Genomic DNA, 13,386 nt, shown 5'->3' on the forward strand with positions numbered 1-13,386 from the left:
GCTCCATGAACAGGTCCATTGGATCTCCTGCCGACCGGTCCATAACTACGGACGCCACCTCGGACTTCCTCCAGCTCGACCCCGGAGAGGCGCCCTCGGGCGGCCTCTCCGACTGGCTGACGGCCCGGATCAGAACCGCCCTGGCGGACGGCCGCCTCCCGATCGGCACGAGGCTCCCCGCCACCCGCACCCTCGCAGCCGACCTGCACGTCTCCCGAGGCGTGGTCACGGAGGCGTACCGGCGCCTGACCGAGGACGGGCATGTGGTGGGGCGGGGGAGGGGCGGGACGGTGGTGGTGGCTGTGCCGCAGGTGGGGGCGGGGGAGAGGAAGGAGGAGCGCGGGGCGTCAACTGTGGGGCAGGAGAGGGACCACGACGACCTCTTCGCCACCCCTCCCGGCCTCGGCGTCTTCGACGCCATCCGTGCCGCGCCCGCCCGTATCGACCTGTCGCCCGGCCTGCCCGACCTCTCCGCCTTCCCGCGCGCGGCCTGGCTGCGGGCCGAGCGCGCCGTGCTCGACGGGCTCACGCCGCCGGACTTCGGCTACGGGGATCCGCGCGGCACCCCCGCCCTGCGGGGCGCCGTCGCACGCTGGCTCTCCCGCAACCGGGGGGTCCCCGCCGACCCGGACGACGTGATGATCGTGAACGGCACGGCTCAGGCGCTGCGGCTGCTCGTCGACGTGCTGCGCGCCGACGGGATCTCACAAGTGGCGGTCGAGGACCCGGGTTCGCTCGGCGTGCGACAACACCTGCGTCCGCTCGGCACCCCGCCCGTACCGGTCGACGCCCACGGCGTCCGCGTCGACGCCCTGCGCGCGACCGGGGCCCCGGCCGTCCTGCTCACGCCCGCCCACCAGTTCCCCACGGGCGTCGTCCTCGGCGGCGAGCGACGCCGCGAACTGATGGACTGGGCCCGCGACGGCGGCCTGATCATCGAGGACGACTACGACGCCGAACACCGTTACGACCGCCCCGCCGTACCCGCGCTGCGCTCCCTGCTGCCGGACCACGTCTGCTACGCGGGCAGCGTCTCGAAACTCCTGGCCCCCGCCCTGCGCCTCGGCTGGCTCCTCGCCCCGCCCGCCCACCGCGACGCCCTCGTGGACGCCAAACGCCTCACCGACCTCGGCAGCGCGGCCCTGCCCCAACTCGTCCTCGCCCACCTCATGGACTCCGGCGCCCTCGAACGCCACCTGCGCCTCATCCGCAAGCATCACCGCAGGCGCAGGGACGCGATGATCGCGGCGCTGCGGACGCACCTGCCGGGAGCGGTGGTGCACGGCGCGGCGGCGGGCCTGCACCTGATGATCACCCTCGACGCGTACGCCCCCGAGGGCGGCGACACCGCTCTCGCGACCACCGCCCTGCGCCACGGCGTCAAGACCCACCCCCTGACCTGGCACACCCAACTCCCGCACCCCCCGGGCCTGGTCCTCGGCTACGCGGCCAGCACCACGGCGGAGATCGCGGAGGGGGTGGGGCTGTTGGGGCGGCTGATGCGTGCGGGGGACGTCACGTGACCGACGACCCCTCCCGCGGCCCCGCCGTGGACCCCCGCACCATCAACTCCCCATGCACCGTCGCCACCCCGCCCGGCGGCGGCTTCTCCTTGTTCATGGCGATGCGGCCTGCTCGCGCGCCCGCCTCGTGGAGGGGCAGGCGGACCGTCGTGAGGGCGGGGACCGCGTCGATGCTGAAGGGGAGGTCGTCGAAGCCCGCCACCGAGACGTCGTCGGGGATGCGCAGGCCCTTGTCGCGCAGGGCCGCGCAGGCGCCGAGCGCCACCGTGTCGTTGGCGGCGACGACGGCCGTCAGGTCGGGGGCGCGGCGCAGGAGTTCGTCCGTGGCGTCGTAGCCGGAGCGGCGGTCGTAGGGGCCGTGGACCGTCAGGGCGGGGTCGTCCGCGATGCCGCGCGCGGCGAGGGCGGCGCGGTGGCCCTCCAGACGGTGCCGGGTGGTCGTGCGCTCCTCGGGGCCCGCGATGTAGCCGATGCGCCGGTGGCCGAGGCTCAGCAGGTGTTCCGTCAGCTGCTGCCCGCCGCCCCGGTTGTCGAAGGTGAGCGCCACCGCCTCGGTCTCCGGCGACGGCGGCCGGCCGCAGAGCACCACCCGTGAGCCCGCCTCCGCGAGCCGCTGCAGCTTGCCCGCGATGGCGGCCGCGTGGCCGGGGTCCTCGACGGCGCCGCCGGTGAGGACGACCGCGGCGGCGCGCTGGCGCTGCAGGAGCGTGAGGTAGGTCAGTTCGCGTTCGGGGGAGCCGCCGGTGTTGCAGACGACGGCCAGCCGCTCGCCGCCCGCCCGCCCGCCGGGCCCGCCGATCTCGGACTGCACGGCCCCGGCCATGATCCCGAAGAAGGGGTCGGCGATGTCGTTGACGAGGATGCCGACCAGGTCGGAGGTGGCCGCGGCGAGCGCGCTCGCGGGGCCGTTGAGGACGTAGTCGAGGTCGTCCACGGCGCGCAGGACGCGTTCGCGCGTGGCGGCGGCGACGGGATAGTTGCCGTTGAGCACGCGCGAGACGGTGGCGGGGGAGACCTGCGCGCGGGCCGCCACGTCCGCCAGGGTCACCGTCATGCGGCCACGTCCGCCAGGGTCACAGTCATCTCGTCGTCCTCCGGTCACCCGTCTCGTCGACTTCCGCCACGCCCTCGGCCGAAAGCCCTTGTCCAACCCTGTCCGGCAGGCTAGCTTGCCCTTGGATAGAAAGCGCTTGCTACGCTCCTACGGAGGGACTTTCGTGACACGCAAGACGGTGCGCATCGCCATGAACGGCGTCACCGGACGCATGGGCCACCGCCAGCACCTGGTCCGCTCGATCCTCGCCCTCCGCGAGCAGGGCGGCCTCGACCTGGGCGACGGCACCGTGCTGTGGCCCGAGCCCGTCCTGGTCGGCCGCAGGGAGCACGCGCTGCGGGCACTCGCCGCTCAGCACGGCCTGGAGCACTTCTCGACCGATCTCGACGCGGTCCTCGCCGACCCGGCCGTCGACATCTACTTCGACGCACAGGTCACCTCCGCCCGCGAGGACGCCCTCAAGCGGGCCATCGCCGCGGGCAAGCACGTCTACACGGAGAAGCCGAGCGCCACCGGGCTCGACGCCGCCCTCGGGCTCGCCCGCCTCGCCGAGGAAGCGGGCATCAAACACGGCGTCGTCCAGGACAAGCTCTTTCTGCCGGGCCTGCTCAAGCTCAAGCGGCTGATCGACAGCGGCTTCTTCGGCCGGATCCTGTCCGTGCGCGGCGAGTTCGGCTACTGGGTCTTCGAGGGCGACGGACAGCCCGCCCAGCGCCCCTCCTGGAACTACCGCGCCGAGGACGGCGGCGGCATCGTCGTCGACATGTTCCCGCACTGGGAGTACGTCCTGCACGAACTGTTCGGCCGGGTGCGCAGCGTCCAGGCCCTCACCGCCACCCACATCCCGCAGCGCTGGGACGAGCGCGGCAAGCCCTACGAAGCCACCGCCGACGACGCCGCGTACGGCATCTTCGAACTGGAGGGCGGCGCCGTCGCGCAGATCAACTCCTCCTGGACGGTCCGCGTCAACCGCGACGAGCTCGTGGAGTTCCAGGTCGACGGCGTCGAGGGCTCGGCGGTCGCGGGGCTGCGCGACTGCCGCGTACAGCACCGCGGCACGACCCCGAAGCCGGTGTGGAACCCCGACCTGCCCGCCGCCCACTCCTTCCGCGACCAGTGGCAGGAGGTCCCCGACAACCAGGGCCCCGAGGGGTTCGACAACGGCTTCAAGGCGCAGTGGGAGCTCTTCCTCAAGCACGTGTACGCCGACGCGCCCTACCGCTGGGACCTCCTCGCGGGCGCGCGCGGCGTGCAACTCGCCGAGCTGGGCCTGCGGTCCTGCGCCCAGGGCCGCCGCATCGACGTACCGGAGATCGCGCTGTGAACACCCGCGTCCTGCTCCCCGCCGCGGACGGCGCCACGCGCGCGTACACCCCCCGCGGCGAGCCGCTGCCCGCGCCGGCGGGCGGCCCGCCGCTCGCCTCCCGCACCGTCTTCGCCGCCGCCCACGTGGTCGCCGACCCGCGCGCGGACGTCACACCGGACGGCCCCGCGGCCGTCGACTGGGACGCCACGCTCGCCTTCCGCCGCCACCTCTGGTCGCACGGCCTGGGCGTCGCCGAGGCCATGGACACCGCCCAGCGCGGCATGGGCCTGGACTGGCCGGGAGCCGCCGAGCTCATCCGCAGGTCGGCCGCCGAGGCGACGGCGGCGGGCGGACGGATCGCCTGCGGCGTCGGCACCGACCAACTGACCCTGCCCGCAGGGCTTCCGCGGGTCAGGGCCGCCTACGAGGAGCAGCTCGCCCTCGTCGAGTCGGTGGGCGCCCGCGCGGTCCTCATGGCGTCACGCGCCCTCGCCGCCGCGGCCGCCTCGCCTGACGACTACCTGGAGACGTACGGCCATCTCCTGCGTCAGGCCCGCGAGCCGGTGATCCTGCACTGGCTCGGCCCGATGTTCGACCCCGCCCTGGAGGGCTACTGGGGCTCGGCCGACCTGGACGCGGCCACGGACACCTTCCTCCAGGTCATCGCCGCCCACCCCGGCAAGGTCGACGGCATCAAGGTCTCGCTCCTGGACGCCGGGCGCGAGACCGCCCTGCGCCGCCGCCTGCCCCAGGGCGTGCGCTGCTACACCGGCGACGACTTCAACTACCCCGAGCTGATCGCGGGGGACGAGCAGGGCTTCAGCCACGCCCTGCTCGGCGTCTTCGACCCGCTGGGCCCGCTCGCCGCGACGGCCGTGCGGGCCCTGGACACCGGGGACGTACAGAAGTTCCGTGAACTCCTCGACCCCACCGTCGCGCTGTCCCGCCACCTCTTCCAGCCGCCGACCCGCTACTACAAGACGGGCGTCGTCCTCCTCGCCTGGCTCGCGGGTCACCAGTCGCACTTCACCATGGTCGGCGGCCTGCAGTCCGCCCGCTCGCTGCCCCACCTGGCCCGCGCCTACGAACTGGCCGACGGCCTCGGCCTCTTCCCCGACCCGGCCCTCGCGGCCGCCCGTATGCGCTCCCTGCTCACCGTCCACGGAGTCCCCCAATGAACGTCGCCCCCAGCGCCCCGCCGAGCCCCGAGGCGCCCCTGCCGCTCTCCCGGCTGAGCATCAACCAGGAGACCGTCAAGCAGTGGTCGCTCCCCGAACTCGCCGAGGGCTGCGTTAAGGAGGGCGTCTCCGGGGTCGGCCTGTGGCGCGCCCCGGTCCAGGAGTACGGGGTCGAGCGCACCGCCCGCCTGATGCGCGACGCCGGACTCACGGTGACGAGCCTGTGCCGGGGCGGCTTCTTCACGGACGGCGAAGAGGCGGCACGCGCGCGTGCCCTCGACGACAACCGCGCGGCGGTCGACGAGGCGGCGGCCCTCGGAACGGACACCTTGGTCCTGGTCTCGGGCGGTCTGCCGCCCGGCAGCAGGGACCTGGCCGGTGCGCGCGAGCGCGTCGCCGACGCGCTCGCCGTCCTCGGGCCGTACGCGCGGGAGCGGGGCGTGCGCCTCGCCATCGAGCCGCTGCACCCGATGTTCGCCGCGGACCGCTGTGTGGTCTCCACCCTCGGCCAGGCACTCGACCTCGCGGAACGCTTCCCCGCCGACCAGGTCGGGGTGGTGGTGGACACGTACCACGTCTGGTGGGACGACCGGGCGCCCGAGCAGATCGCGCGGGCGGGCGCGGGCGAGCGCCTGTACGCCTTCCAACTGGCGGACTGGATCACGCCGTTGCCCGCGGGCGTGCTGCTCGGGCGGGGCCAGCTGGGTGACGGCAGCGTCGACTTCAGGGCGCTGCGCGCACTCGTCGACGCCGCCGGGTACCGCGGCCGGATCGAGGTGGAGATCTTCAACGAGGCCCTGTGGGCGCGGGACGGGGGCGAGGTGCTGAGGGAGACGGCGGACCGCTTCCGCGCGCACGCGTGAGGCGCGCACGCGCCTGCTTCTTCCGGTGGCCGCAGGCGGCTACTTCTTGCCGCTAATTCCTGCCGCCCAGGATCTGACCCAGCAGATCGCCGAGGCCGCCGGAGGCCGCGGAACCCTTCGGTCCCGCCCAGCCGGGGGCCTTCGTGCCCGCAGCCCGCTTGGAGAGCACCGCGAGCACCACGGGGATGAGCATCTCGATCACGCGCGTGACCGTCGGCGCGGGGATGCCGGTCTTCTTGGCGACCGCGTTCGCCACCGGCCTGCTCATCTTGGCGAGCACGCCGGACATCATCCCGCCGGCCGCCAGGCCGCCCAACCCGCCGAAGGCCGCCACCCCTTGGAGGGGCGCGTCGCCGGGCGCGGGCGCGTCGCCGACCTCGGCGACGGCCTGACGCACTTCCTCGGCCTCCGCGGGGTCGTCCGCGGCCGCCTTGTCCTGGAGGTTGCCGGAGAGCGCGGACACCGTGGTGCCCACGACGTCCTGGGCGCCGGACGCGTCCGTACCGAGCAGACCGGCGATCTCGTGGAGCCTGTCGTCGCCGAGCTCGTTCAGGACGTCCTGTTCGAAGGACCGGGGTTCATCGCTCATGCGTCAAACGCTACGTCTGCCCCGCTTTGCCAGCATCTGGAAGACGGTCAAAAAAATATTCACCACACCGTGCAACCCTTCGGCCACCACGCGTGTCGTACTGGGCGTCAAGGCTTCTGGGGGGAAACCAGGATCTGGGGGGATCCGGGGGATCCGGGGGGATCGCGAGGTCTTGGCAGGGGAGGGGAACCCGAAGGGGCCTGGTCCATGGGATCAGGCCCCTTCGAAGGTCCGGACACCTGCTGTCGGTGCCGGGCGGTAGCGTCGGATCATGACGAGTCCAGCTGCGGCGACGGCGGTGCTCGAGGGGGTCCTCGAACGCATCACGTACGCGAACGAGGAGACCGGGTACACGGTCGCGCGCGTCGACACCGGCCGCGGCGCCGGCGACCTGCTCACCGTGGTCGGCGCGCTGCTCGGCGCCCAGGTCGGCGAGAGCCTGCGGATGCAGGGCCGCTGGGGCTCCCACCCGCAGTACGGCAAGCAGTTCACCGTCGAGAACTACACGACGGTGCTGCCCGCCACCATCCAGGGCATCCGCCGCTATCTCGGCTCCGGCCTCATCAAGGGCATCGGTCCCGTGATGGCCGACCGCATCACCACCCACTTCGGCGTGGACACCCTCGACATCATCGAGACCGAGCCGAAGCGCCTGGTGGAAGTGCCCGGGCTCGGCCCCAAGCGGACCAAAATGATCGCCGCCGCCTGGGAGGAGCAGAAGGCCATCAAGGAGGTCATGGTCTTCCTCCAGGGAGTCGGGGTCTCCACCTCCATCGCCGTGCGCATCTACAAGAAGTACGGAGACGCCTCCATCTCCGTCGTGAAGAACGAGCCCTACCGCCTCGCCGCCGACGTCTGGGGCATCGGCTTCCTCACCGCCGACCGCATCGCCCAGTCCGTCGGCATCCCGCACGACAGCCCCGAGCGCGTCAAGGCAGGCCTGCAGTACGCCCTTTCGCAATCCACCGACCAGGGCAACTGCTACCTCCCCGAGGAGCGCCTCATCGCCGACGCGGTGAAGCTGCTCCAGGTCGACACGGGCCTGGTCATCGACTGCCTCGCCGACCTGGCGGGCGAGGAGGAGGGTGTCGTACGGGAGACGGTGCCGGGCCCGGACGGGGGCCAGGACGTCACCGCGGTCTATCTCGTCCCCTTCCACCGCGCCGAACTCTCCCTGGCGGGGCAGCTGTTGCGCCTGCTGAAGACCGGCGACGACCGCATGCCCGCCTTCCGGGGCGTCGCCTGGGACAAGGCGCTGGCCTGGCTCGCCGCCCGCACCGGCGCCGAGCTCGCGCCCGAGCAGGAGGAGGCGGTCCGGCTCGCGCTGACCCAGAAGGTCGCCGTCCTGACCGGCGGACCCGGCTGCGGCAAGTCCTTCACGGTCCGCTCCGTCGTCGAGCTGGCCCGCGCCAAGAAGGCCAAGGTCGTCCTCGCCGCCCCCACCGGTCGCGCCGCCAAGCGGCTCGCCGAGCTCACCGGGGCCGAGGCCTCCACCGTGCACCGTTTGCTCGAACTGCGGCCCGGGGGAGACGCGGCGTACGACAAGGAGCGGCCGCTCGACGCCGATCTGGTCGTCGTCGACGAGGCCTCGATGCTCGATCTGCTGCTCGCCAACAAGCTGGTGAAGGCCGTGCCGCCCGGCGCCCACCTGCTCTTCGTCGGCGATGTGGACCAGTTGCCCAGTGTCGGCGCCGGCGAGGTGCTGCGGGACCTGCTCAGCGAGGGCAGCCCGGTCCCCGCCGTCCGCCTCACCCGCATCTTCCGGCAGGCCCAGGAGTCGGGTGTCGTCACCAACGCCCACCGCATCAACTCCGGTGTCCCGCCCCTCACCCAGGGCCTGAAGGACTTCTTCCTCTTCGTCGAGGAGGAGACCGAGGACGCGGGCCGCGTGACGGTGGACGTCGCCGCGCGCCGCATCCCCCAGAAGTTCGGCCTCGATCCGCGCCGTGACGTGCAGGTCCTCGCGCCCATGCACCGCGGCCCCGCGGGCGCCGGGAACCTCAACGGCCTCCTCCAGCAGGCCATCACGCCCGCCAGGCCCGACCTGCCCGAGAAGCGGTTCGGCGGCCGGGTGTTCCGCGTCGGCGACAAGGTCACCCAGATCCGCAACAACTACGAGAAGGGGCAGAACGGCGTCTTCAACGGCACGGTGGGCGTCGTCACCGCCCTCGACCCCGACGAGCAGCGGCTCACCGTCCGCACGGACGAGGACGAGGAAGTCCCGTACGACTTCGACGAGCTGGACGAGCTGGCGCACGCCTATGCCGTGACGATCCACCGCTCCCAGGGAAGCGAGTATCCGGCCGTGGTGATCCCGGTCACCACCGGGGCGTGGATGATGCTGCAGCGGAATCTGCTCTACACGGCCGTGACGCGCGCCAAGAAGCTGGTGGTCCTGGTCGGTTCGCGCAAGGCTCTGGGGCAGGCAGTGCGCACGGTCTCCGCGGGCCGGCGCTGTACGGCCCTGGATTTCCGGCTCTCGGGGCGCCGCGGAGCAGGCCCCGGCTGATTTGATCGATCAAACGAGTCGGAAACGTCACACAGCACTTCCGGAACCGGGGCGAAGGGGGCAGGATGAGCAGGTTGGCGGCACTGAGTGCCGCCAATAGGCCCAATGGTCGACCCCGAGTGCACTCTCCAGGGCCAAATGGGGGATGGTAGAGACAGTCAGGGCACCTCGAAGAAGAGGCACAACGTCGGTGAGGGATGACGTGAGCGAGAACGCTAACAACGGTGTAGTACTGCGGTACGGCGACGACGAGTACACCTACCCGGTGATCGAGTCGACCGTCGGCGACAAGGGCTTCGACATCGGGAAGCTCCGCGCCCAGACCGGTCTGGTGACCCTGGACAGCGGCTACGGCAACACCGCCGCCTATAAATCCGCCATCACCTATCTCGACGGTGAGCAGGGCATCCTCCGGTACCGCGGCTACCCGATCGAGCAGCTGGCCGAGCGCTCCACCTTCACCGAGGTGGCGTACCTCCTGATCAACGGCGAACTGCCGAAGGTCGACGAGCTGGCCACGTTCAAGAACGAGATCACGCAGCACACGCTGCTGCACGAGGACGTCAAGCGCTTCTACGACGGCTTCCCGCGTGACGCCCACCCGATGGCGATGCTGTCGTCCGTGGTCAGCGCGCTGTCGACGTTCTACCAGGACAGCCACAACCCGTTCGACGAGAAGCAGCGTCACCTCTCGACGATCCGCCTTCTCGCCAAGCTTCCGACGATCGCGGCCTACGCGTACAAGAAGTCGCAGGGCCACCCGGTCGTCTACCCGCGCAACGACCTCGGCTACGTCGAGAACTTCCTGCGCATGACGTTCTCGGTGCCCGCCGCCGAGTACGAGCTCGACCCGGTCGTGGTCAACGCGCTCGACAAGCTCCTGATCCTGCACGCGGACCACGAGCAGAACTGTTCGACCTCCACCGTGCGTCTGGTCGGCTCCTCGCAGGCGAACATGTTCGCCTCGATCTCGGCCGGCATCTCGGCCCTGTGGGGCCCGCTGCACGGTGGCGCCAACCAGTCGGTCCTGGAGATGCTGGAAGGCATCCAGGCCTCCGGCGGCGACGTCGACACCTTCATCCGCAAGGTGAAGAACAAGGAAGACGGCGTGAAGCTCATGGGCTTCGGGCACCGCGTCTACAAGAACTTCGACCCCCGGGCGAAGATCATCAAGGCGGCGGCGCACGACGTCCTCTCGGCGCTCGGCAAGTCCGACGAGCTGCTCGACATCGCGCTGAAGCTGGAAGAGCACGCGCTGGCCGACGACTACTTCGTCGAGCGCAAGCTCTACCCGAACGTGGACTTCTACACGGGCCTCATCTACCGCGCGATGGGCTTCCCGACCGAGATGTTCACCGTGCTGTTTGCGCTCGGTCGGCTGCCCGGCTGGATCGCCCAGTGGCACGAGATGATCAAGGAGCCCGGTTCGCGCATCGGCCGTCCGCGCCAGATCTACACCGGTGAGGTTCTTCGGGACTTCGTCCCGGTCGAGGGTCGCTGACCTTCTCGGGTATCTGCGGGCCCGCTTCGGCTGGTCGCGCAGTTCCCCGCGCCCCTTAGCGGGCACAAAGCGGAAAGCGCCCCGCCGCCGATCCCCCCACGGGTCGACGGTCGGGGCGCTTCCCTTTTTCCCGGTGCGGATTCCCCCCACGGGATCCGGCCGGGCGTCTGTGGCTGCCCTGCGGTCTGCCGGGACGCGTACGACGGGAGGGCCGCTCAAAGCTCCCCGGTGCACGTGCCCCGGCAACGCAATTTACGAGGAACATCCCCCAAGATGTCCTCCGATGTCGGAAGGCGTCCCCCAAGACATCTTCCTGCATCGCACCATTAGACTCGCGACTTCCCCCAATGGTTACGTTCGGATCACTGTGATCTGCGTCTCTTGCATATGTCCAGTACATGCACAAGGGCCCTGATATGGGGATTCTGTGACCGGGGTGAGGATGCTGAAACGACCTTGTGAAGGGGTTATGTGAACGTCCGCAGCCGGAGACTGTTCGTCACCACGAAGACCGAGGAGAACGCCATCGCGGCGCCCGCGATCATCGGATTGAGCAGACCGGCGGCGGCGAGCGGCAGCGCGGCGACGTTGTAGCCGAAGGCCCAGAAGAGGTTGCCCTTGATGGTGGAGAGGGTTTTCCGGGAGAGCCTGATGGCGTCGGCCGCCACCCGCAAGTCCCCGCGCACCAGTGTCAGGTCGCTCGCCTCGATCGCCGCGTCCGTGCCCGTGCCCATCGCCAGGCCCAGATCGGCGGTGGCCAGCGCCGCCGCGTCGTTCACACCGTCCCCGACCATCGCCACGACCTTGCCCTCGCCCTGCAGCCGCCGTACGACATCGACCTTGTCCTGGGGCAGGACCTCGGCGTGGACGTCGTCCGGCGCGATGCCCACGGCGCGCGCGACCGTCTCGGCGACGGCCCGGTTGTCCCCGGTCAGCAGCACCGGCGTCAGGCCGAGCGCGCGCAGCTCGCGCACCGCTTCGGGGCTGGTCTCCTTGAGCGCGTCCGCGACGGCGAGGACACCGCGTGCGACGCCGTCCCAGGCGACCAGGACGGCCGTGCGCCCCGCGGCCTCCGCGTCGTCCCGCAGCCGGGCCACCGCGTCCAGGCCCGTCACGCCCGCCTCCGCGAGGAGCCGCTCGCGTCCGGCGAGCACCTCGTGGCCGTCCACCGTGCCGCGCACCCCGGCCCCGGCGACGCTCTCGAACCGCTCCGGCGCCGGCAGCTCCCCGACGGTGGTCCCGAGGCGGTCGGCGGCGCCCGCTGCGACGGCCCGCGCCACCGGGTGCTCCGAGGCGTGCTCCAGGGCGCCCGCGAGGCGGAGCAGCTCCGCCTCCTCGGTGTCCCCGGCGAGGCGCACGTCCGTCAGCTCCATGCGCCCGGTCGTCACCGTGCCCGTCTTGTCCAGGACGACGGTGTCGACGCGGCGCGTGGACTCCAGGACCTCGGGGCCCTTGATGAGGATGCCGAGCTGGGCGCCCCGGCCGGTGCCGACCATCAGGGCCGTCGGCGTCGCGAGACCGAGTGCGCAGGGGCAGGCGATGATCAGGACGGCGACGGCGGCGGTGAACGCGGCGGTCACGTCGCCCGTGGCGCCGAGCCAGCCGCCGAGCGTGCCGATCGCGATGAGCAGGACCACCGGCACGAAGATCCCGGCGATCCGGTCGGCGAGGCGCTGCACCTGGGCCTTGCCGGTCTGCGCGTCCTCGACGAGCCGCGCCATCCGCGCCAGTGAGGTGTCGGAGCCGACGCGCGTCGTCCGCACCACGAGGCGCCCCGCGACGTTGACGGTGCCCCCGGTCACGGCCGCGCCCGCGGCCACGTCGACCGGCACGGACTCGCCGGTCAGCATCGAGGCGTCGACCGCGGACGCGCCGTCGACGACGGTGCCGTCGGTCGCGACGGTCTCCCCGGGGCGTACGACGAAGCGGTCCCCGACGGTGAGCCGCCCGACCGGTACCCGCACCTCGGCGCCGTCCCGCAGCACCGCCACGTCCTTGGCGCCGAGTTCGAGCAGGGCGCGCAGCGCCGAACCGGCCTTCCGCTTGGAGCGGGCCTCCAGCCAGCGCCCGAGCAGGATGAACGTGATGACGCCCGCGGCCACTTCGAGGTAGATGGTCGAGGCGCCGTCGCCGGGCGCGACGGTGAGGTCGAAGCCGTGCCGCATGCCCGGCATCCCGGCGTCCCCCACGAACAGCGCCCACAGCGACCAGCCGAAGGCGGCGAGCGTGCCGACGGAGACGAGGGTGTCCATGGTGGCGGCGGCGTGCCGGAGGTTGGTGAACGCCGCCCGGTGGAAGGGGAGCCCGCCCCAGACGACGACGGGCGCGGCCAGCGTCAGCGAGAGCCACTGCCAGTAGTCGAACTGCAGGGCCGGGACCATGGCGAGCAGGACGACGGGCAGCGCGAGGACCGCGGAGACGATCAGGCGCTGCCGCAGGATGTCGGGCTCGGTGATGTCGGCGGTGGTGGGGGCCGCGGCGCCGTCCCCGGGGTCCGGCGCTGGCGGGACGATCTCCTCGGCCGTGTACCCCAGCTTCTCGACCAGGGCGACGAGCCGGCCGACCTCGACCCCGTCGGCGTAGGCGACCTTCGCCTTCTGTGTCGCGAGGTTGACCGTGGCGGTCACGCCCTCCACGCGGTTCAGCTTCTTCTCGATGCGGGACGAGCAGGAGGCGCAGGTCATTCCGCCGACGGCGAGTTCGACCTCGCGGACCTCGGCCTCGGTCGCGGCGCTTGAGACTTCCGTCATGGCTCTTCCGTACTGCTTTCCGGGTGCGGCTTTCCGGGGTGGCTCTTCCGGGGTGGTGGGACGGCTCCGGGCCCTGTGGTGCCGGTTCTCGGCGGCACAGGGCCCGGGGTACC

General features: G+C 71.9%; 9 protein-coding genes. 6 read left to right on the plus strand and 3 right to left on the minus strand.

Translation table 11 applies throughout. The features are described 5' to 3' along the window. Nucleotides 1–5: 5 nt before the first annotated feature. Nucleotides 6–1,523 carry a PLP-dependent aminotransferase family protein gene (locus ACFVYL_RS06980; protein WP_389713412.1) on the plus strand — a complete coding sequence of 506 codons (1,518 nt, stop codon included), beginning with the start codon at nucleotides 6–8 and terminating at the stop codon, nucleotides 1,521–1,523. Here the strand turns inward: ACFVYL_RS06980 and ACFVYL_RS06985 are convergent. Continuing rightward, nucleotides 1,516–2,577, minus strand: a complete 1,062-nt coding sequence (locus ACFVYL_RS06985; protein WP_389713414.1) for a LacI family DNA-binding transcriptional regulator — start codon at nucleotides 2,575–2,577, stop codon at nucleotides 1,516–1,518. The genes ACFVYL_RS06980 and ACFVYL_RS06985 overlap by 8 nt on opposite strands. A gap of 163 nt (nucleotides 2,578–2,740) precedes the next feature. On the opposite strand from ACFVYL_RS06985, the gene ACFVYL_RS06990 reads away from it, so the two are divergent. The 3 genes from ACFVYL_RS06990 to ACFVYL_RS07000 are packed head-to-tail and all read left to right on the plus strand — an operon-like array spanning nucleotide 2,741 to nucleotide 5,924. Next, nucleotides 2,741–3,901 carry a Gfo/Idh/MocA family protein gene (locus tag ACFVYL_RS06990; protein WP_389713415.1) on the plus strand — a complete coding sequence of 387 codons (1,161 nt, stop codon included), beginning with the start codon at nucleotides 2,741–2,743 and terminating at the stop codon, nucleotides 3,899–3,901. Next, complete coding sequence (locus ACFVYL_RS06995; RefSeq protein WP_389713416.1) at nucleotides 3,898–5,061, plus strand: dihydrodipicolinate synthase family protein; 1,164 nt, start codon at nucleotides 3,898–3,900, stop codon at nucleotides 5,059–5,061. Before ACFVYL_RS06990 ends, ACFVYL_RS06995 begins: the two co-directional genes overlap by 4 nt. Further along, on the plus strand, nucleotides 5,058–5,924 hold the full coding sequence (locus ACFVYL_RS07000) for a sugar phosphate isomerase/epimerase family protein (RefSeq protein ID WP_389713417.1): 867 nt from the start codon (nucleotides 5,058–5,060) through the stop codon (nucleotides 5,922–5,924). Before ACFVYL_RS06995 ends, ACFVYL_RS07000 begins: the two co-directional genes overlap by 4 nt. Nucleotides 5,925–5,976: 52 nt before the next feature. Here ACFVYL_RS07000 and ACFVYL_RS07005 read toward each other — a convergent pair whose 3' ends face one another. Next, nucleotides 5,977–6,513 carry a DUF937 domain-containing protein gene (locus ACFVYL_RS07005; RefSeq protein ID WP_389713418.1) on the minus strand — a complete coding sequence of 179 codons (537 nt, stop codon included), beginning with the start codon at nucleotides 6,511–6,513 and terminating at the stop codon, nucleotides 5,977–5,979. A 271-nt stretch (nucleotides 6,514–6,784) separates the two neighbouring features. Here ACFVYL_RS07005 and ACFVYL_RS07010 point away from each other — a divergent pair, with 271 nt between their 5' ends. Together ACFVYL_RS07010 and ACFVYL_RS07015 are read left to right on the plus strand one after the other, a co-directional pair. Continuing rightward, complete coding sequence (locus ACFVYL_RS07010) at nucleotides 6,785–9,022, plus strand: ATP-dependent RecD-like DNA helicase (RefSeq protein ID WP_389713419.1); 2,238 nt, start codon at nucleotides 6,785–6,787, stop codon at nucleotides 9,020–9,022. Between the two features lie 202 nt (nucleotides 9,023–9,224). Beyond that, entirely contained in the window at nucleotides 9,225–10,523 is a 1,299-nt protein-coding gene (locus tag ACFVYL_RS07015; protein ID WP_190415400.1) for a citrate synthase, read from the plus strand. Between the two features lie 467 nt (nucleotides 10,524–10,990). Here ACFVYL_RS07015 and ACFVYL_RS07020 read toward each other — a convergent pair whose 3' ends face one another. Next, a complete protein-coding gene (locus ACFVYL_RS07020) occupies nucleotides 10,991–13,273 on the minus strand; it encodes a heavy metal translocating P-type ATPase (RefSeq protein ID WP_389713420.1) in 2,283 nt (760 codons plus the stop codon). Nucleotides 13,274–13,386: the final 113 nt, after the last annotated feature.

It is taken from the genome of Streptomyces sp. NPDC058308 (assembly GCF_042880275.1).
In the GTDB taxonomy this organism is placed as follows: Bacteria; Actinomycetota; Actinomycetes; order Streptomycetales; family Streptomycetaceae; genus Streptomyces.